Origin of the sequence: Sphingobium trunci (assembly GCF_022664535.1) — a bacterium.
Lineage (GTDB): Bacteria > Pseudomonadota > Alphaproteobacteria > Sphingomonadales > Sphingomonadaceae > Sphingobium.
This window is the reverse complement of the sequence record NZ_JAKUJY010000001.1, coordinates 128752-149266: the sequence shown is the minus strand read 5'-3', so window position 1 is coordinate 149266 and position 20515 is coordinate 128752. Positions and strand designations below refer to the sequence as shown.

Below are 20515 nucleotides of genomic sequence, written 5' to 3'. Positions count from 1 at the left end.
AGGCGCGTGATCGCCGAAGCAGGGCTTGCCGCGCTATGGCTCGCCGCATCCCTGGCGCTGCTTCAGCTTGCGCTGGCAACGCTGGGGCTGGCCGGGGGCAAGAGCGATCTGCTGGGCGCCGTCCGTCCTGTCGCCGTGGCTCAGGGCGTGCTTACGGCGGTCGCTTTCGCTTTGCTGATCACGCTCTTCATGCGGTCCGACATGTCGGTTCTGCTGGTGGTGACCAACAGCCATTCGCTCAAGCCCTGGCTCTACAAATTTGCCGGAACCTGGGGCAATCATGAAGGATCGATGCTGCTCTGGGTGACGGTCATGGGCGTTGCCGGCGCCGCCGTCGCCCTGTTCGAACGGGCCTTGTCGCGGGCCACGCACATGGCGACGCTGGGCGGGCAGGCTGCGATCAGCCTGGGATTCTATGCTTTCCTGCTGTTCGCCTCCAACCCCTTTGCGCGCCTCGATCCACCTGCGGTGGACGGCCAGGGCCTCAATCCCCTGTTGCAGGATCCCGGCCTCGCTTTCCATCCGCCGACCCTCTATCTGGGCTATGTCGGCCTGTCGGTGGCTTTCTCCTTCGCGGTCGGCGCGCTGCTGACGCGGCAGGTCGACGCTGCCTTTGCCCGTGCCATGCGACCCTGGGTGCTGGGCGCCTGGATATTGCTGACGCTGGGGATCACGGCGGGCAGCTATTGGGCCTATTATGAACTGGGCTGGGGCGGCTGGTGGTTCTGGGACCCGGTGGAAAACGCCTCGCTCATGCCATGGCTGGCGGCGACGGCGCTGCTGCATAGCGTGACCGTGCTGGCGACGCGCGATTCCCTGCGCGCCTGGACGGTGATGCTGGCGGTTGTTGCCTTTTCCATGTCCATGGTCGGCACGTTTCTGGTCCGTTCCGGCATCCTGACCAGCGTCCATGCCTTTGCCGTCGATCCGGAGCGCGGCACCTTCATTCTGGCGCTGCTCGGCATCTATATCGGCGGGGCGCTGGCGCTGTTCGGCTGGCGCGTGGGCGCCGTGCGCGAGGGCGCGCCCTTCGAGCTGGTGAGCCGGGAAACCATGCTGGTCGTCAACAACCTTCTGCTCTCGGTCATTTTGGGGCTGGTGCTGGTCGGCACCCTCTATCCCCTGCTGACCGAGGCCTTCGGTCATAAGGTATCGGTCGGCGCGCCCTATTTCGATCGCATTGCCGGGCCGATCGCGCTGGCCTTGATGATCGTGATGATCATCGGGCCTCTGACGCGGTGGCGGCGGGACCGGATACGGGAAATTGGCCGACGCATGGCCATTCCGCTGGGCGTGGGCGGGGTTATCTTCATCCTTCTGGCGGCCACGGCCTGGGGCAGGATAGGCATATTGCCGTTTCTGGGGCTGGTGATCGCGCTGGCGGTCGCGGTGGGCAGCGTGGCGCCGCTCTGGAAGCGCAATCTGCGCCGGACGCCGCTTTTTACCTGGGGCATGGTGATCGCCCATCTCGGCTGTGCGGTCAGCCTGGGCGGCATGGCCTGCGATTCGGCTTTCACCGTGGAAAAGCTGGTCGCCGCCCGGCCCGGCGACCGGGTGGAGACCGCGGGCTGGACGCTGCGCTTCAACCGCATCATGCCGATTGCGGGCGATAACTGGACCGCGCTGCAGGCCGATATCGAGGCCAGTCGCGGCGCGGAGGAGCCAGCACTGCTTCATCCGCAATCGCGCTTCTTCGCCTCGCCACCGACCACGACGACGGAATCGGCCCTGCTGACCCGCTGGAATGGGCAGCTTTACGTTGTTCTGGGGCAGGAGGCGGATAATGGCCGCTGGCAGCTGCGCATCTGGTGGAAGCCCTTTGTGACGTTGATCTGGTTTGGCGGTTTCCTGATCGCGCTGGGTGGGGCCATGGCGCTGATCGGCCGCGAACGCCGGGGCTGGCTGCTCAAATGGCGCGCCCGAAATGCGATGGGAGCGATCGCATGAGAAGCTGGCTCATCTGGCTGCCCCTGGCGCTGTTTCTGGCCTTCTTCGGACTGTTTGCGAGCGGGCTGCTGCACCCTGACGACCGGATCATCCCCTCGAAGCTGGTCGGCAAGCCGCTGCCGGCCTTTGCGCTCCCGGCCGCGGCAAGCGACCGTCCTCCGCTCGCCAGCACGCAGCTTGCCACCGGCGGGCCACGCCTGCTCAACATCTTCGCAAGCTGGTGCGTGCCCTGTGCGGCGGAGGCTCCGCAGCTGATGGTGCTCAAGCAGGCCGGGATCGAGATTGACGGCATCGCAATCCGCGATGCGCGGCCGGACGTCGATGCCTTCCTCAAGCGATATGGCAATCCCTATGCCCGGATCGGCCTTGATGCCCGCAGTGAAGTACAGATCGCCATGGGGTCATCCGGCGTGCCGGAGAGTTTCATCATCGATAGCAAGGGGCGCATCGCCTACCAGCATGTGGGCGACATTCGCGTGGAGGATGTGCCGATGATCCTCGACCGGTTGAGGAACGCGCAATGAGGGGCTTGCTTGCCTTGCTGGCTCTGCTTCTGAGCGTGCCGGTCCTTGCCCAGACCGCCTTGCCGCCTGCGCCCTATGCCGATCGCCAGATCGACGACCCGGCGCTGGAAAAGAAGGCGCGGACGCTGATGGAGACGATTCGCTGCCTCACCTGCCAGAGCCAGTCCATCGCGGACAGCAATGCCAGCATGGCGGCCGACCTGCGCTCGCAGATTCGCGAAAGGATCATGGCCGGGGAGCAGCCGGAGCATATCCGGGCCTGGCTGATCGAACGCTATGGCGACTGGGTAAGCTATGAGCCGACCGCCGAGCCGATATTATGGCCACTCTGGGCCGCCCCTTTGCTTTTCCTGGGGCTGGGCATGATGCTGCTGCGCGGCCGGATCAAGCGGCGGAGGCTTCCATGACGGGATGGATCATTGCTGCGGGTCTGGCGATCCTGGCCATGGGGGGACTGGTCGTCATCGGCCGCCTGCCGCGCCAGGCCTATGAGATTGCAGCGGCCGCCTTGCTGCTGGGGCTGGCCGGCTATGCCTGGCAGGGACGGCCTGGACTGGCCGGATCGCCGCGCCGGTCGCTGGAAAATGGCAATGTGCCTTTTGACGAGAAGCTGGCGGAACAGCGCCGGGGACTGGCGGAACGCTATGGCAAGGCGGGGCAGTGGCTCATGCTGTCCGACGGCCTGGGGCGGCAGGGCAAGACGAAGGAGGCGGCCAACGTCCTGCTGTCCGGCCTTCGGGAAACCCCGGACGATCCCAATTTGTGGCTGGGTTTCGGTAATGCCCTCGTGGCTCATGCGGGAGGCGTCCTGTCGCCCGCGGCGGACTTTGCCTATCGCCGGGCGATGGCGATCGATCCCGTGGGACCGGCCCCGCGCTATTTCTATGGCCTGGCACTCGCACGCGCCGGTCAGCTCAAGGAAGCCCGCGCGATCTGGGAGCCGCTGGCCGCCAGTGCGCCTGAGGGAAGCGAGGTCAAAAAGGAACTGGAACTCAACATCGCGCGTATCGATGCCATGCTGGGTTCGGAAAGCCGGTAAGCGCGATCAAAGCCGCAGCGGGATCATTGCCTAGGACCGGGAGCCATGATAGGGCGCGGCGGTTTGCGGGGGCTTAATCGAATGACAAGACGGGCCGCTTCCCCGTTCGGGTGTCCAGAGATCATGACAATTCGGCATTTTCTGCATGGCTGACGATAGCATCAACGGTGCCCTTCGCGTTGCCGAGGAGGACACCCAAGATCATGGCCATGCCGGGCAGAAAGCGACGCTGAAGCTGGTGGTCGGTGCTATCGGTATCGTGTTCGGCGATATCGGCACCAGTCCGCTCTACGCCTTTCGTGAAACCTTCGCCGGGCATCACAAGCTGGCGCTCGACCCCGATCACATATTGGGTGTCATCAGCCTGATGTTCTGGTCGATGATGCTGGTGGTGACGCTCAAATATGTGACCGTCATCATGCGCGCCGACAATAAGGGGGAGGGCGGCAGCCTGGCCCTGCTGGCGCTGATCAACGGGCAGACCAGGACCCAACGCTGGTCGCGGGGAATCATCCTGTTGGGGGTGTTCGCGACATCGCTCTTCTACGGCGACTCGATGATCACGCCGGCCGTGTCGGTGCTGTCCGCCGTGGAGGGGCTTGCGGTCTACAATTCCAGCCTGGGGCCGCTCATCCTTCCGGCGGCGGTCCTGATCCTTCTCGGCCTGTTCTGGATACAGGGGCTGGGGACGAACCGGGTAGCCTCGCTGTTCGGGCCGGTCATGCTGTTCTATTTCGTGACGATCGCCGTCCTGGGCGTCATTAGCATCATCAAGACGCCCGGCATTCTCTACGCCTTCAATCCCTATTGGGCAGTCATGTTCTTCGTGACTGATCCCCTGCCTGCCTTCCTGGCGCTGGGAGCCATCGTGCTGGCCGTGACGGGGGCGGAGGCGCTCTATGCCGATATGGGGCATTTCGGCCGCAGTCCGATCCGGGTGTCATGGCTCAGTTTCGTGCTGCCCGCCTTGATGATGAACTATATGGGGCAGGGCGCCCTGCTGTTCCGCGAAGGCGCGGCGGCCCTGCACAGCCCCTTCTACTATCTCGCACCGCAATGGGCGCAGCTGCCGCTGGTCGGCCTTGCCACGCTGGCGGCGATCATCGCCAGCCAGGCCGTGATTTCGGGCGCCTTTTCGGTGACGCAGCAGGCGATCCAGCTCGGCTTCATGCCGCGCCTGCGCATCGCCCACACCAGCGCATCCACCGCGGGCCAGATCTACATTCCCCTGATCAACTGGGGATTGATGGTCATGGTGATCCTGCTGGTGCTGGTGTTCCAGACATCCTCCAACCTGACGGCGGCCTATGGTATCGCGGTGACGGGCGCCATGTTCATCGACAATGTGCTGCTGACCGTGCTGCTGTATCGGCTGTGGAAGTGGCCGTGGTATTATTCGGTTCCGCTGCTGTCGGTGCTGTTCCTGGTGGACGGCGCCTATCTGGCGGCCAATCTGACCAAGGTGCCTGCTGGCGGCTGGTTCCCCCTGTTGATCGGCTTCATCGTCTTCACCCTGCTGACCACCTGGTCGCGGGGACGCCGCCTGGTGCAGGATCGACTGCGCGAAGCGGCGATGCCCATCCCGGTGTTCGTCGCCTCCGCCGCCAACAGCGCCGTTCGCGTGCCGGGCACGGCGGTTTTCATGACGTCCACCCCCGATGGCGTGCCCCATGCGCTGTTGCACAACCTGAAGCACAACAAGGTGCTGCACGAGCGCGTCATCCTGCTGACCGTCAAGATCAAGGATGTGCCCGCCGTGGAGGATGATGGACGGTGCAAGCTGGAGGATCTGGGGCGCGGATTTTACCGGCTGGTCCTGCAATATGGCTTCATGCAGGAACCCGACGTTCCCGCCGCGCTCAAGAATGTCACCGGCTGCGGCCAGGCCTTCAAGATGATGGACACCAGCTTCTTCCTCGCGCGGCAGACGTTGCTGCCGTCGGCCAAGCCGGGAATGCCGCTGTGGCGGGAGAAGATCTTCGCCTGGATGCTGCGCAACGCGGAAAGCGCGATGGAATTTTTCCGGCTCCCGACCAACCGCGTGGTCGAACTGGGCAGCCAGGTCGAGATTTGAGCCGATCGAAAAAGGGCGCGGTATTCAGCCGCGCCCTTTTCCGTCATTCGCCTGCCGGGATCAGGCGGCGTCACGATCCTTGCTGATGTCGACAAGCTGACCGCCGTTGATGGCGATCTTCTTGGGTTTCATCGCTTCGGGGATTTCCCGCACCAGTTCGATCGTCAGCAGTCCGTCGGCCAGATCGGCCTTTTCGACGCGAACGAAATCGGCCAGCTCGAAGCGGCGCTCGAAGCTGCGGTTGGCGATGCCGACATGCAGGAAGCGGGCGCGATCACCGCTCTGCGCTTCTTCTTTCCGGCCGGTGACCTGGAGCAGGTTCTGCTGGGCGGTGATGTCGATCTCGTCGCTGCGGAAGCCCGCGACCGCAAGGGTGACGCGATAGCGATCCTCGGACAGACGTTCGATATTGAAGGGGGGGTAATTGTCGCCCTGGCTCAACCGGGCATTGTTTTCGATCAGGTCGAAAAGGCGATCGAAACCCACGGTGGAGCGGCGATAGGGGGTCAGGTCAAAACCACGCATTGTCATAATCTCCTAAGAGCAGAATGAACCTGCCGGACCCTGTTCAGGCATCCGGCCAAATCATGCCCAACCCCTGATGGCGGCTGGACGGTTTTGATATGGTTCGAGGAAAACTGGTTTCAAGTGGGATGCAACGGGATTTGAGATCCGCAGAAGACGCGCCGGTCGCCGTGCAGGAACCGGTCTGATGTGCGCAAATAAAAAGTACCCGGACCGTGTTTTCACGACCCGGGTACTAATGGACGATTGCTCGTCTCCCCCTTGGCCTGCCTCAACCGCTTCTCAGCCCCCTAAGCTTGAAGCGGGATGCAGTATCCCTGAACCACGGCCATTAACCTGTGCTTCGAAGTCTTCGCTATGGGGTGGACGGGCCGCTGTCACGGCCTATTTCCAACCGCTGTGATTTTCCATTTCCCCCTGTGGCCTGCATGCAACAATCCCGCAATGCTTGCCGTTGTGGGAGAGCCTGCTAGACGAGCAATTCAAGTCCTCACCGAAAGGCCGTTCGCGCCGTCATGATTTTATCCCGATACGAACGTATGATCGCCAAGCGCTACCTGCTGCCTGGCAAGGGAGAGGGTTTTATCTTCCTCGTCGCCGGGATCAGCCTGGTGGCGGTGATGCTGGGCGTCGCGGCGCTGATCATCGTGATGAGCGTCATGAACGGCTTTCGTGCGGAACTGTTCGACAAGATTGTGGGCCTCAATGGCCATGCCGTCGTTCAGGGCTATGGCGGTCGCCTGCCGGACTGGAAGGATATATTGAAGCAGGCCAAGGCGACGCCGGGCGTCACCAGCGCCACGCCGCTGATCGAACAGCCGCTGCTCGGCAGTTTTCAGGGGCGCGTGGAAGCGGTGCTGGTCCGCGGCATGACGGTCAATGACATTCGCAACAATGCGACGCTGAAGGCGAAGGTGGTCGCAGGCAGTCTCAACGCCCTGACGCCCAATGGCGGGAAAGTGGCGATCGGTTCGCGGCTGGCGGAAAATCTGGGTATCCAACTGGGCGATTCGATCACCATCATCAACCCCGCCGGACGCTCGACGCCCTTCGGCACCGTGCCGAGGCAGGTGGCTTATCAGGTCGCCGCGATCTTCGAGGTCGGGGTCTATGATTATGACAAGGCGTTCGTGGTGATGCCGATGGAGGACGCCCAGACGCTGCTGCTGCTGGGCGACGTCGTCGGCATGATCGAGGTCCAGACCGTCGACGCGGATCATGTCGGCGCCATATTGGAGCCGCTGGCCGGCAAGGTGGCGGGACGCGCTGTCGTCACCGACTGGCGGCGGATGAACGCGTCCCTCTTCGAAGCGCTGGCGGTGGAACGGGTCGCGATGTTCGTGGTGCTGTCCATCATCGTGCTGGTCGCGGTGTTCAACATCCTGTCCTCGCTCATCATGCTGGTACGGGCGAAGACGCGCGACATCGCGATCCTGCGGACCATGGGGGCGAGCCGGGCCGGCCTGGTCAAGATCTTCATGACCGTGGGCGTCACAATCGGCGCGCTCGGCATGGCGGCGGGCATGGTGTTGGGCTTCACTTTCCTCTTCTTCCGGCAGAGCGTGGTGAATGCGATCCAGTTCCTGACCGGGCAGAATCTGTGGGATCCCTCGATCCGCTTCCTGACCGAACTGCCCGCCAAGCCCGATCCTGTGGAAATCACGATCATATGCCTGATGGCGCTGATCTTCAGCTTCCTCGCGACCCTCTATCCGGCGTTCAAGGCCGCCAATACCGATCCCGTGCAGGTGCTCCGCTATGAATGACATATTGAAGGTCGGCGGCCTCAAGCGCAGCTTCACGCAGGGCGGGGTCACGATCGAAGTGCTGCGCGGCATCGAACTGTCCGTAGGTCCGGGTGAGATCGTGGCGCTGTTGGGGCCGTCCGGTTCGGGCAAGTCCACGCTGCTGCAGGCGGTGGGACTGCTGGAAGGCGGTTTCGAAGGATCGATCCGCATAGGCGGCGAGGAAGCGGCGAAGCTCGACAATGACGGCCGCACGCGGCTGCGGCGCGATGCGCTCGGCTTTGTCTATCAGTTCCACCACCTGCTGCCGGATTTCAACGCGGTGGAGAATGTCGTTCTGCCGCAGGTCATTCGCGATACGGATATGGCAACGGCCCGGGCGAGGGCAGAATCGCTGCTCGGTTCTCTGGGGCTGGGGCACCGTCTCGAACACCGGCCGAGCCAGCTTTCAGGGGGCGAGCAGCAGCGCGTGGCCGTGGCGAGGGCACTTGCCAACCGGCCCGCGCTGGTGCTCGCCGACGAACCGACCGGCAATCTGGACGAGCGGACAGCCGATGTGGTGCTGGCCGAATTCCTGCGGCTGGTGCGGGAAGAGGGATCGGCTGCCTTGGTCGCGACCCACAATGAGAGGCTGGCCCAGAAGATGGACCGGGTGGTCCGCCTTCATGAGGGTCTGCTGGAACAGGCGTCAGGCGACATGTGACGCCGCGTCCCGGATCGTCGCGATGACGATCTGGTTACGCCCCTGGGCCTTGGCGCGAAGCAGCGCCGCATCTGCGGTGAGGACCAGCTTTTCCGGCCGGCCATGGTCGGGGTAGGCGGAAAGGCCGAAGGAAGCGGTGATCGGCCCCAGTTCCTCGCCGCGATGTTCGACGCGCAGCTCCTGGATTTTCTGCTGAACCTGCCGGGCCCGTTCGATGGCCTGTTCCAGGGGGAAGCCGGGCATCAGCAGGACGAATTCCTCGCCGCCCAGGCGAAAGGCGCAGTCGGTTTCGCGCAATGCCTCGTTGAGAACCGACCCTACGGCGCGCAACACCGTGTCGCCCGCATCATGACCATGCGTGTCGTTGAACCGCTTGAAATGATCGATGTCGACCATCAGGCAGGCCAGGGGTTCCATGGTGCTTTCGGCGAAGGCAATCTGTTCCTTGAAGACGGTATCGAACCGCCGCCGGTTGGCAAGGCCCGTAAGGGGATCGGCCATCGCCATCTGGCGCAGAACGTCGCGCAGGCGCAGGTTGGCGAGTGCGAGACTGATATTCTCCGCCAGCATCTCCAGATATTTTTCGGTGCGGTTGATCTGTTCGGCCGCCATGCCCTCCGGCTGCTCGAAATAAAGGAGGCCAATGCTTTCGCCTTGTGCCGTCAGGGGGATGCAGATCGTCGAAAGGCCGCTCCGCTCGCCCAGATGTTCGCACGGAATGTCGATCAGATCGCCCGTGGGTTTGTGGGTTTGGCCCCGCCGCAATGCCCAGCAGGCCGAAGGCGCAAATTCCTCGCGCGATCCCTGCGGCGAAAGCCAGTCGCAGGCCTGCCGCATCGCATTGCGGCGGGCATCCTGGATATAGAGCCGCCCCGCAAAGCCGGGCGCGATTTCGGGGGCAAATCGGCGAACCACCTCCACCAGATCGCTGATGGAGTCGCAACCCTGCAGGCGCTGGGTCATGCGGGACAGCTGATCGCGGGTCACCCGGTCGGCGTCGCGCTCCTGCTCCAGCCGTTGCCGTTCCAGCCCGTTTTCTCGGAAGATGCGCACGGCCTGCGCCATATCGCCAATTTCATCCACTTGCGGCAATTCGGGCGGGACGGCGGCGAAATCCTGCGCGGCGAGTCGGGTGACCACGTCGCTCAACCGGACGACGGGCCGCAGGATGCGCTGCTTCAGGATGAAATAGAGAACGCACAGAAACAGCAGCGCGGTCGCGCCGAGCATGATTTCGGACATGAACCGCCATTGCCGCGCCGCCTCCGTGGCCTTTTCGACGGCATTTTCGGTTCGCTGATCCAGCATATATTGGAATTTGCCGACCTGCGCGGCGATCCGGTCCAGTTCGCGGCCATATTCGTCGCCGAAGAGGATGCGGCGGGCCGTTTCCCCGTCATTGGTTCCGGCCGCCTTGATGGCTGTTTCCTGGGCTTCCGTCAGGGCATCGGCCCAGTGAAGCCCCTGACGCAGGGCGGCCAGTTCGCTGTCCTTGGCTCCCGCATCGCGCAAATGAGCCATTCGCTGTTCGACAGAGCCCAGAGCGGCCTTTTCACGACGATAGGCGATGACATGGGACGGGTCGCGGGTGATGGCGTAGGCACGCGCCTGTTCCGTCTGGCGATAGACATCTTCCTCCAGCGTGGCGGTGAGCTGATCGAAATTGGCCCGCTGTTCGACGGCGGCGCGTTCGCCTTCTTCGGCGCCGGATGCCAGCAGCATGACGGTTCCGGAAGCCAGGGTGAGGGCTACGGTCGCGCCATAGGCCCAGTTGGTGATGGTGGATAAACGCATAATGACAGCAGCTTAGGCCCCCAATTGTTGGAGATGGGTTAACCATCACTCCCTTCGTGAGGTTTCTTGGGCATCAGGCGAAGTTACCCACGATTTTCTCTTGTCCGGGGCTGGCACCGAATCGGGGAGGATGCCTAGATTGGCTCTATGCCCCATGCCGGTTTCGTTCCCCTTCGCGTCTTTTCGTCTTTCACTATGCTGGAAGGAGCGATTGATCCCAAGAAAATCGCGAAACAGGCCAAGGCGCTGGGCTTTCCAGCGGCGGCCATCACCGATCGCAACGGCCTTTACGGCTCGATGGCCTTTTCCGATGCCTGCAAGGGTGAGGGCGTTCAGCCGGTCATAGGCGCGATGATCGGTGTGCTGCGTCCAGGACGTCCGGCCGGAGCGGTGCCGGTGCATGACTGGATCGCCCTCTATGCGCAGGATGCGACGGGCTATGACAATCTGTGTGCGCTGGTTTCCATGGCGCACCTGGATCGCCCGGTCGAAGAAGTGCCGCATGTCAGCCTGGAAGCGATGCATGGTCGCACCGACGGGCTGATCGCTCTGACGGCGGGTGGCGAAGGGGCGTTGGCGCGGCTGTTTTCCGAAGATCAGCCCGACGCCGCCCATGCCTATGCCGGGCGGTTGGAGGCGCTGTTTCCCGGGCGGCTCTATATCGAGATATGCCGCCGCCTCGATCCGATTGAAGGCAAGGCGGAACCTGAACTTCTGGACCTGGCCTATGCGCGCAATTTGCCACTGGTCGCGACCAACCCGACCTGCTTTGCTGAACCGCATTTTCACGAAGCGCACGATGTGATGCTTTGCATCGCCGACAGCGCCTATGTCGAGACGCCCGACCGCCGCACCAGCTCGCCCGACGCCTGGATGAAACCGGCGGCGGAAATGAAGCGTCTGTTCGAAGACCTGCCCGAAGCGCTGGCGAACACGCTGGTGGTGGCGCAGCGCTGCGCCGTCGCGGCGCCCAAGCGCAAGCCCATCCTGCCCAGCCTTGCCGGTGACATCGAGGGAGAGGCCAGGATGCTGCGCGAGCAGGCGGCGGAAGGGCTGGAGGCGCGGCTTGCCAAGGCGGGAATCATCGGCGAGGAGGCGCGCAAGCCCTATTTTGACCGGTTGAAGTTCGAGACGGACATCATCATCCAGATGGGCTTTCCCGGTTACTTCCTGATCGTTGCCGACTTCATCAAATGGGCGAAGGAGCAGGATATTCCGGTGGGACCGGGCCGTGGGTCCGGCGCGGGGTCGGTGGTGGCCTGGGCGTTGACCATCACCGATCTCGATCCGCTGCAACTCGGCCTGCTGTTCGAACGCTTCCTGAACCCGGAACGCGTGTCCATGCCGGACTTCGATATCGATTTTTGCGAAACCCGGCGTGGCGAGGTGATCCGCTATGTCCAGCAGAAATATGGCGCGGATCATGTCGCGCAAATCATCACCTTCGGTAAGCTCAAGGCTCGCGCCGTTCTGAAGGATACCGGCCGCGTGCTCCAGATGAGCTATGGCCAGGTCGACAGGCTTGCCAAGCTGGTGCCCAACCATCCCACCGATCCCTGGACGCTGGAACGCTCGCTGAACGGCGTGGCCGAGTTCAGGGCGGAATATGACAATGACGCACAGGTCAAGCGGCTGATCGACTATGCGATGAAGCTGGAGGGGTTCCCGCGCCACAGTTCCACCCATGCGGCGGGCGTGGTGATCGGCGATCGGCCCCTGTCACAGTTGGTGCCGCTTTACCGCGACCCCCGTTCCGACATGCCGGTGACCCAGTTCGACATGAAATATGTCGAGGGCGCGGGGCTGGTGAAGTTCGACTTTCTGGGCCTCAAGACCCTGTCCGTCCTGCAGAAGGCTGTGCAGTTGCTGGCTGGGCGGGGCGTGAAGATCGACCTCGACAGTCTCGCCTGGGACGATCAGGCCGTCTACGACCTGCTCCAGCGTGGCGACACGGTGGGGGTGTTCCAGTTGGAATCGGAGGGCATGCGCAAGACGCTGGCCGCCGTGCGTCCCACCAATTTCGGCGACATCATCGCGCTGGTGTCGCTCTACCGTCCTGGCCCGATGGACAATATCCCGATGTTCGGGCGTCGTAAGAATGGCCAGGAAGAGATTGAATATCCTCATATCCTGCTGAAACCGATCCTCGAAGAGACCTACGGCATCTTCGTCTATCAGGAACAGGTGATGCAGGCCGCGCAGATATTGGCTGGCTATTCGCTGGGCGATGCCGACCTTCTGCGCCGCGCCATGGGCAAGAAGATCAAGGCGGAAATGGATGCCCAGCGCGCCCGTTTCGTCGAGGGTTGCGCGAAGAGCGACATCGCTGAACGCAAGGCCAATGAGCTGTTCGACTTGATCGACAAATTCGCGGGCTACGGCTTCAACAAGTCGCACGCGGCCGCCTATGCCCTGCTCGCTTATCATACGGCATGGCTGAAGGCGCATTATCCGGCGGAATTTTATGCCGCGTCCATGGCCTTCGATATCCACCTGACCGACAAGCTGACGGTGTTCGTGGACGATATGCGGCGCATGGGCCTTGCTTGCCTGCCACCTGATATCAATCGCAGTCTCGCAGATTTTTCGGTCGAGGCCGTGGAATATGACGGGGATGATCCGCGACTGGGCTATGCCGTGCGCTATGCGCTGGGCGGCCTGAAAGGCGTGGGCGAAAAGGCGATGGAGCAATTGGTCGCCGAGCGCGATGCCGGGGGAGCCTTCAAGTCGCTGGATGATTTCGCCGACCGGATCGAGCCGCGCCTCCTGAACCGGCGGCAGTTGGAAAGCCTTGCGGCGGCGGGTGCGTTCGATGGGGTCCATGCCGACCGTGCGGGCGTTCATGCGGCGGCGGAGACGATATTGAGCGTTGCGTCCAGCGCTGCGGAAGCGCGGGAAAGCGGGCAAGGGGGCTTGTTCGGCGATGTGGAGACGCCCCATGCCGACGTCCGCATCCCGCCGCACCAGACCTGGTCCACGGCCGATCGCATGGCCCAGGAAAAGGACGCGTTCGGCTTCTATTTTTCGGCGCATCCCGTCGATCGCTACCGGCATCTGGCCGAGGCGCGAGGGGCGAAAAGCTATGGCGCGATCTGCGCCGAGCCCGTGGCAGAGGGAGGCCGGGCCGTCGGCGTGATGGCCGCCATGGTGGAAGATGTGCGCTGGCGCGAAACCAAGCGGGGTGCACGTTATGCCGCCGCCACTTTCTCGGACAGCAGCGGCCAGTTTCAGGCGAGTTGTTTCGATGAGGAGGCCTGCAAGGCGATCGAGGATATGGCGCGGGAGGGCGATTGTGCCCTGCTGATGGTCGAACTGGATCGGTTGCCGGGGGAGGAAACGCCGCGCGTCACCGTTCGCGGCGTGGAGCCTTTCCGGCAGTTGGCGGGAAGCTCCCGCATGGAATTGGTGGTCGACGTCAGCGAACCGGCGGCAGTCGACGCCCTGGCAGATCTTCTGGCGCGGGCGAAAGGCGGTCGGAGCGAAGTGTTCCTTCGCGCGCCTGTCGCGGACGGCAAGGCGGCGAAGCTTTTTCTGGGCGACGAATATCTGATCGGCGCGGATCAGGTGGACGCGATCGCCTTGATCGCAGGCCTGCAAATCCATAGCTTCGAACGAATGGAAGCGAAGGCCGATGGTTATCGAGCCCGAAATCGCCGGTCGGGACTGAGGCTGGTCGCCAGTTAGAGAAGCTGCAATTGAGGCCCCTGCGGCGGCCGGAACAGGTCGGTGCGAAGCGTCAGGCGTTCGCCACCTAATCCCACCCGTTTGCGGGCCTTGAGAAATCTTGTCCGGATGAGGTCGGCCCAAACACCCTGTCCTCTCATGCGGCTGCCGAAATTGGAATCATTGTCCCGTCCGCCCCTGATGGCTTGAATGATGGCCATGACCTTCGCGGCGCGATCCGGATAATGGGCGTCGAGCCAGTCGCGGAACAACGGTGCGACTTCATGAGGCAGGCGGACGGGAATATAGCTTGCCTCACGCGCCCCGGCCTCCGCGACGCGGGCCAATATGGCTTCGATCTCATGATCGGTGATCGCCGGGATGACCGGGGAAATGCTGGCCACGACCGGAACACCGGCTTGCGACAGCTGACGGATCGCTTCGAGCCGGCGAAGAGGATGGGAGGCGCGAGGTTCGAGCGTTCGCGCGACTGCCGGATCGAGGCTTGTGACCGAAATCATCACGGATAGCAATTGTTCCTGCGCCATGGCTTTGAGCAGGTCGATGTCCCTCAATATCCGGTCGGATTTGGTCGTGACGTAGGTCGGATGGCGGCATTCCCACAGAAGTTCGAGGCATTGCCTGGTGATCCGCCAGTCCTTTTCGATCGGTTGATAAGGGTCGGTGTTTGTGCCCATTGCGAGTGGAGCTACGCTGTAGGATTTTTTGGAGAGTTCCGACCGCAGCAGTTCTGCGGCATTGGGCTTGGCAAAGAGGCGCGTCTCGAAATCAAGGCCGGGAGAGAGGTCGTGATAGGCGTGGGTCGGCCGCGCAAAGCAGTATATGCAGCCATGTTCGCAGCCACGATAGGCGTTGATGGATTGGCTGAAGGCAATGTCGGGGGAGTTGTTCCGGCTGATGATGGAGCGTGGATGCTCCACGGTCACCTCCGTGCGTCTTCGGGGAGGAAGGCCGTCAATCTCCGATCGAGCATCCAGCCAGTCGCCGTCGGCATGGCGTTCAGGCATGTTGAAGCGGCGGCTTTCACCGTTCAGCGTCGCACCTCTGCCCTTTTCCACGGCCATGGCCAATAAGAACATAATAGGAACATATTGACAAGTCTTTCGTCCTGCTGCACCGTCAACTTGTTGAAAAGGGGGGAATGAATGAGGATGATCGCTATCATCGCTGGCTTGATGTTCGGCACGCTGGCTGGGCCGTCATGGGCCGCCGATAACGAACCGTGCGGCGACGGCCTGGTGTGCGCAAGCAGCCCCCAATCGGTGGTTCAGGCATTGCAGGCGGCTGGTTACAAGGCGGCGTTGAGCAAAAGCAAGACGACCGGGAATCCGATGATTGAAAGCGCGGCGAGCGGCTATAGTTTCTCGATCTTCTTCTATGAATGCGAACAGGCCAGGAATTGCGGCTCGCTGCAATTTCAGCTGAGTTTCGAGGATGACGGCGGCAACACGCCGGAATTGGCCAATAAATGGAACAAGGACAAAAGGTTCGCGCAAATGTCCGTCTGGGACGATCATTCGCTGGCATTGGCCTATGATGTGACGACCGTGGGTGGTCTCAATCAGAAGAATTTTGCCGATGTGATCGATTGGTGGGCGGTCATGCTGGGAGAGGCGGCCAAATTCTTCAAGGATAATCCTGCGCCGGCGAAATGACCCTCCTCAGCGTTCCGTCAGGCGGGGCATGAGTTCCACGAAATTGCAGGGGCGGAAGCGGCTGTCCAACTGACTGACGAGTATGCCGTCCCATGCATCCTTGACCGCGCCGGTGGAGCCGGGCAGCGCGAATATATAGGTTCCGCGTGCGACGCAGGCGGTGGCTCGCGACTGGATGGTGGACGTACCGATGCTCTGGAAACTCAGCCACCGGAACAGTTCGCCGAAACCGGGAATTTCCTTGTCCTGAACCAGCGCCAGAGCCTCCGGAGTGACATCGCGACCGGTTACGCCCGTACCGCCTGTCGTGATGATGCAGTCGATCTGGGGGTCATCGATCCAGCCATGAAGGCGCGCGACGATGGCGGAGCGTTCGTCCCGTTCGATATGGCGGGCCGCCAGGATATGACTGGCAGCCGAAATCCGCTCGGCCAGCACATCGCCTGACCGGTCGTCCGCCGGGGTCCGGCTATCCGATACGGTCAGAAGGGCAATGCGAACCGGCAGGAAAGACCGGCTTTCGTCGATCGGCATCAGTCGGAGCCGCCCGCGACACTAGCGCTTGCCAGCGGCATCTTGTGGGTCAGCCGGACAAGGCGCGTACCTTTCGCGCCGGGGAAGGTCGGCCACATGCCCTGCGCCATGCCGGTGAGCGATTCCGCGCTGCCCTTCGCCTGGATCTGATACATCCAGTAATTGCGCATGACGATGTTCACATAGGCGCGGGTTTCATAATAAGGCAGCGATTCAATGAACAGCAGCGGATCGCCATTGTCCTTCACCTCGCTGTTCCAGCGCTCGACGGGCAGGGGTCCGGCATTATAGGCGGCCATGACCTTGGGCAGCAGACCGCCGGTGGCGCTCATGTCGCGCAGCGTTTCCAGATAGCGCTGGCCATATTCCATATTGGTCGACGGCACGAAGAGCTGATCGGCTGATGCCAGTCCCATCAGACTGCCGGTGCCGGGCAGAACCTGCATCAGCCCGCGCGCACCGGCACTGCTGACGACGTCCTTGCGGAAACCGGACTCCTGCAATGTGTGCGCATAGATGAGCGCTGGATCGACCCGCCATCCGCCATCCGGCCGCCAGTCGGGCGCGGGGAAGCGGGCAAAGCTGTCCGGCTGTCGTCCCGCGGGGCCGTTATGCGCCAGCCAAAGCTGCGTTTCCGGCATATTGAGCGCGCTGGCAAGGCGCAGAAGGGCGTCATATTGTCCGACGCCGCCAATCTTCGCCTGATAGCGGAGAATCTGATCGGCCAGCCCATTCTCTCCAATCGCCGACAATTCAATCGCCGCGCGGACATTAGGGCTATCCTTCAGCAACTGCCATTCCGTCGCGCCGAAACGGCCAGAGGCAGCCGCCCCGGCCAGGGGCAAGCCCAAGGTCTGCCGGGCCAGCAGGCCATAGAAGCTTTCATCGGAGCGGGCAGCCGCTTTGAGCAGCGATTCGACCTTTTCCGGCTGGCCGCACACCATATAGGCGCGAGCAGCCCAATAGGCGCCTGCTGCCCGCATGTCGGCATTGCCGCCCAGCGCCGCGACATTGCCGAAGGCCGGAGCCGCCGCACGGCAGTCATTCTGGCGCCAGGCTGCAAGACCCGTCGTCCAATAGGCCTGAACCGCCCAGTCGCCACCGCTGCCGGATTCCAGCGCCCTTGCGGCCATCCGCCGGGCATTGGCGTCGTCGCTTTCAATATAATAGGCCCAGGCGACACGCTGGCGCACTTCGGTCAACCCCGCCGAGGTCAGCCCCGCCTCCCCAGCGGCGAGCAGCGTCTCCGCGCCAGCGGGGTCGTCATTTTTGATGAAGGGTTGAATCTGGCCAACCAGCGCCTGCGCCAGCGCATCCGTCTTGACCGCGGCCACATATTCGCGGCGCGGAGCGCCCCCTAGCCAGACCATCTTCTGCACTTGCGGCAGCGCGGGCAACAGCGTCGCGCCCCGCTTCTGCGCGAGACGGGAAAGCTGATCGGCCTTGGGCAGCCATGGCGCCTTGTTGATCAGGTCGAGCAGTTCGAAAAGCTCGACCTTGGGGGAATTTTTGCCGAGATACAGTTCAGCGAGCGCCACCGGACGAACGGCATCCTGGCCGTCGAGCGCCAGGATCATCGCCTTGGCATCAACCCATTTCTGATCGCGCAGCGCGGAGAAAATAGCTGTGTAGCGGACCTTTTCCGCGTCTCCGACCTTGATCGGAGAGGAAGGCACGTCCTTCGCCATGGCAGGAGCAGCAGCGAACATATCCGCCCTTGCGGGCATGGCGGCGAATGCAGCGAAAGCGGCCACGGCCAGGAGGGAAGAACGGGTTGCGGCGCGAATCACTTTTTCATGTCCTCGATCAGGCTTTGCAACACACGCCAACATTCTGCCTTTGCCGCGGGTTGGCCTAGCAGCAAACGCGGATGGAATGTGGCGAATACGGGTAAAGTGCCGCCATCATGGTTGAAAAATTGTGAACTATCTTCCGCTGCCGGCATCAATGCACGGATGGTCCTGTCGCCGAGCAACAGGAGGCGCTGCGGCGCGGCGAGCATCACATGCCTGCGCATCCGGTTCGCGGCCGCGAGCAGATCGGATGCTTCGACCATTCCGCCGGGCGGGCGGGAGAGGAAAAGCGATGCCAGATGGATGTCCGGCCGTTTCATGCCGATCGCGCGCAACATGCCTTCGAACAGCTGACCGGCTCGATCGGCGAGGAGGCTGCCCGCACCGATATCAGCGGGGTCTGGCATATCGGTGACGATCATGAGAGGCGCCTGGATCGGCCCCTCCGGCAGTATCGCGGGTCCGGCCCAGCGGCGCTCCGGCTGGTTTTGATCCTCTGCCAGCCAGATGCGAAAGGCATCGAATGACTGGGGGTGGGCCGGGGGTTGGGGCGTTGGCTGGGGGACGCCAGCGGCGCTGCCGATCTGCGCCTGAACGGGCCGCAGCCAATTGGTGGGCGCCTCTGCGATGGCGGTATCCACACCCGCCAGAGTCCACCACGCGAGATAGGCGTCAGCGCTCGCCGAGAAATTTTCCTGCAATAATCCCCGCATCATTCTTCTTGGGCCAGAGGTTGACGCCGTGGTCAAGAATCTTCATCGCCGTCAGTGGCAAAACGTTTGGGACATGCGGCGACCGGATGGGAGAGGAAACCGTCGGCGTCTGCACATTGGAGGGATTAATGAGCGAACGGGAATCGATGCCCTATGACATCGTGATAGTCGGTGGCGGTCCTGCGGGCTTGTCATCGGCAATCCGGTTGAAGCAGTTGGCGGACGCCTCCGGGCAGGAATTGTCGGTCTGCGTGCTGGAGAAGGGTTCGGAGATCGGGGCGCATATCCTGTCCGGCGCGGTGGTCGATCCCAAGGCGCTGGACGAGCTGTTTCCTGAATGGCGCGACATGGGATGCCCGATGGCGGAAGTGCCGGTGACGGACAACCAGCACTGGTTCCTGACGAAGACCGGCAAGATCGCGATGCCGCACATCATGACGCCGGGCTGGATGCACAACAAGGGCACCTATACCGGATCGCTGGGCAATCTGTGCCGCTGGCTGGCCGAGCAGGCCGAAGGGCTGGGCGTCGAAATCTTCCCCGGCTTTGCGGCGGCCGAGATTCTCTACAATGAGGACGGCTCGGTGAAGGGCGTCGCCACCGGGGACATGGGTATTGACCGGGAGGGCAATCGCAAGCCCGATTACCAACCGGGTCTGGAGCTGCACGCGCGCTATACCTTCTTCGCTGAGGGCGCGCGGGGTCACCTGACCAAGATATTGAAGCGCCAGTTCGCGCTCGATACCGACAGCGAGCCGCAGGTCTACGGCATCGGCATGAAGGAATTGTGGGACATCGATCCCGCCAAGCACAAGCCCGGCCTTGTCATCCATAGCCAGGGCTGGCCGCTGACGGACGCCTATGGCGGCGGCTTCCTCTATCATCAGGCCAATGGCCAGGTGGCCTTGGGCTTCGTGGTGGGGCTGGGCTATCGTAACCCGTATCTCTACCCGTTCGAGGAATTCCAGCGCTGGAAGCAGCATCCGGAAATCCGGAAATATCTGGAGGGTGGACGCCGCGTCTCCTATGGCGCGCGCGCCATCAACGAGGGCGGCTGGCAGTCGATCCCGAAGCTCGCTTTCCCCGGCGGCGCGCTGATCGGCTGTTCGGCGGGCTTCGTCAACGTGCCGCGCATCAAGGGCACGCACACGGCGATGAAGTCAGGCATGCTGGCGGCGGAAGCGGCGTTCGCGGCGATCCAGGCGGATCGCACCAGCGACGTGCTGGAGGATTATGAGCCGGCGCTGCGGTCGAGCTGGATCGCGACCGAACTGCAACTGGTCAAGAATGCCGAGCCGCTGCTGGCCAAGTTCGGCAACACCATCGGCACGTTGCTGGCGGGCATCGACATGTGGATGCGCACGCTCAAGATCGGCCTGCCCTTCACCATGAAGCACAAGCCCGACTGCGAGAAATTGTGGCGCAAGGAGGTTTCGAAGAAGATCGACTATCCCAAGCCCGATGGGATCATCAGCTTCGACCGTCTGTCCTCTGTGTTCCTCAGCAACACCAATCATGAGGAGGACCAGCCGGTCCATCTTCAACTCAAGGATCCTTCCATCCCGATTTCCTACAATCTGCCCCTTTATGACGAACCGGCGCAGCGCTATTGTCCGGCGGGCGTCTATGAGGTGGTAGGGCAGGAAGAGGGCTACCCCCGTTTCCAGATCAACGCGCAGAATTGCGTCCATTGCAAGACGTGCGACATCAAGGACCCGACCCAGAATATCAACTGGGTCGTACCCGAAGGCGGCGGAGGACCGAACTATCCCAATATGTAAGCGT

General features: G+C 62.8%; 16 protein-coding genes. 10 read left to right on the top strand and 6 right to left on the bottom strand.

Annotated elements, in window-relative coordinates:
* Positions 1-6: 6 nt before the first annotated feature.
* The 5 genes from MJ601_RS00655 to MJ601_RS00635 all read left to right on the top strand — a co-directional run bounded on the left by MJ601_RS00655 (position 7) and on the right by MJ601_RS00635 (position 5584).
* The gene (locus MJ601_RS00655) at positions 7-1947 is read left to right on the top strand and encodes a heme lyase CcmF/NrfE family subunit (protein WP_242122653.1); all 1941 of its coding nucleotides are present in this window, start codon (positions 7-9) and stop codon (positions 1945-1947) included.
* Entirely contained in the window at positions 1944-2471 is a 528-nt protein-coding gene (locus MJ601_RS00650; RefSeq protein WP_242122652.1) for a redoxin family protein, read from the top strand. The genes MJ601_RS00655 and MJ601_RS00650 overlap by 4 nt, the downstream gene beginning before the upstream one ends.
* Positions 2468-2878: a cytochrome c-type biogenesis protein gene (locus MJ601_RS00645; RefSeq protein WP_242122651.1), complete on the top strand. Its 411-nt coding sequence runs from the start codon at positions 2468-2470 to the stop codon at positions 2876-2878. The genes MJ601_RS00650 and MJ601_RS00645 overlap by 4 nt, the downstream gene beginning before the upstream one ends.
* Positions 2875-3510: a tetratricopeptide repeat protein gene (locus MJ601_RS00640; RefSeq protein ID WP_242122650.1), complete on the top strand. Its 636-nt coding sequence runs from the start codon at positions 2875-2877 to the stop codon at positions 3508-3510. Before MJ601_RS00645 ends, MJ601_RS00640 begins: the two co-directional genes overlap by 4 nt.
* Positions 3511-3655: 145 nt before the next feature.
* Positions 3656-5584, top strand: coding sequence for a potassium transporter Kup (locus tag MJ601_RS00635; RefSeq protein ID WP_242122649.1), 1929 nt, complete (start codon positions 3656-3658; stop codon positions 5582-5584).
* A gap of 60 nt (positions 5585-5644) precedes the next feature.
* Here MJ601_RS00635 and MJ601_RS00630 read toward each other — a convergent pair whose 3' ends face one another.
* Entirely contained in the window at positions 5645-6109 is a 465-nt protein-coding gene (locus MJ601_RS00630) for an Hsp20 family protein (protein ID WP_242122648.1), read from the bottom strand.
* 515 nt (positions 6110-6624) lie between these two features.
* On the opposite strand from MJ601_RS00630, the gene MJ601_RS00625 reads away from it, so the two are divergent.
* Positions 6625-7875, top strand: coding sequence for a lipoprotein-releasing ABC transporter permease subunit (locus tag MJ601_RS00625; protein WP_242122647.1), 1251 nt, complete (start codon positions 6625-6627; stop codon positions 7873-7875).
* Positions 7868-8557 (top strand): ABC transporter ATP-binding protein, encoded by a 690-nt coding sequence (locus MJ601_RS00620; protein WP_242122646.1) that lies wholly within the window; start codon positions 7868-7870, stop codon positions 8555-8557. The genes MJ601_RS00625 and MJ601_RS00620 overlap by 8 nt, the downstream gene beginning before the upstream one ends.
* Here MJ601_RS00620 and MJ601_RS00615 read toward each other — a convergent pair.
* Positions 8543-10351, bottom strand: a complete 1809-nt coding sequence (locus MJ601_RS00615) for a diguanylate cyclase (protein WP_242122645.1) — start codon at positions 10349-10351, stop codon at positions 8543-8545. The two genes, MJ601_RS00620 and MJ601_RS00615, sit on opposite strands and share 15 nt — an antisense overlap.
* A 147-nt stretch (positions 10352-10498) precedes the next feature.
* Here MJ601_RS00615 and dnaE point away from each other — a divergent pair, with 147 nt between their 5' ends.
* Positions 10499-14035: a DNA polymerase III subunit alpha gene (gene dnaE, locus MJ601_RS00610; protein ID WP_242122644.1), complete on the top strand. Its 3537-nt coding sequence runs from the start codon at positions 10499-10501 to the stop codon at positions 14033-14035.
* On the opposite strand, the gene MJ601_RS00605 is transcribed toward dnaE, so the two are convergent.
* A complete protein-coding gene (locus MJ601_RS00605; protein WP_242122917.1) occupies positions 14032-15099 on the bottom strand; it encodes a PA0069 family radical SAM protein in 1068 nt (355 codons plus the stop codon). The two genes, dnaE and MJ601_RS00605, sit on opposite strands and share 4 nt — an antisense overlap.
* 81 nt (positions 15100-15180) lie before the next feature.
* On the opposite strand from MJ601_RS00605, the gene MJ601_RS00600 reads away from it, so the two are divergent.
* Positions 15181-15690: a YbjN domain-containing protein gene (locus tag MJ601_RS00600; RefSeq protein WP_242122643.1), complete on the top strand. Its 510-nt coding sequence runs from the start codon at positions 15181-15183 to the stop codon at positions 15688-15690.
* 6 nt (positions 15691-15696) lie between these two features.
* Here the strand turns inward: MJ601_RS00600 and moaB are convergent, their stop codons facing one another.
* From moaB to MJ601_RS00585, 3 genes are read right to left on the bottom strand one after another with little or no spacing between them, the layout of a single operon-like run.
* The gene (moaB, locus tag MJ601_RS00595) at positions 15697-16224 is read right to left on the bottom strand and encodes a molybdenum cofactor biosynthesis protein B (RefSeq protein ID WP_242122642.1); all 528 of its coding nucleotides are present in this window, start codon (positions 16222-16224) and stop codon (positions 15697-15699) included.
* Complete coding sequence (locus MJ601_RS00590; RefSeq protein ID WP_242122641.1) at positions 16224-18014, bottom strand: lytic transglycosylase domain-containing protein; 1791 nt, start codon at positions 18012-18014, stop codon at positions 16224-16226. Before MJ601_RS00590 ends, moaB begins: the two co-directional genes overlap by 1 nt.
* A complete protein-coding gene (locus tag MJ601_RS00585; RefSeq protein WP_242122640.1) occupies positions 18011-18730 on the bottom strand; it encodes a uracil-DNA glycosylase family protein in 720 nt (239 codons plus the stop codon). Before MJ601_RS00585 ends, MJ601_RS00590 begins: the two co-directional genes overlap by 4 nt.
* 128 nt (positions 18731-18858) lie before the next feature.
* Between MJ601_RS00585 and MJ601_RS00580 the strand changes: the two genes are divergently transcribed.
* Positions 18859-20511 carry an electron transfer flavoprotein-ubiquinone oxidoreductase gene (locus MJ601_RS00580; RefSeq protein WP_242122639.1) on the top strand — a complete coding sequence of 551 codons (1653 nt, stop codon included), beginning with the start codon at positions 18859-18861 and terminating at the stop codon, positions 20509-20511.
* Positions 20512-20515 lie beyond the last annotated feature (4 nt).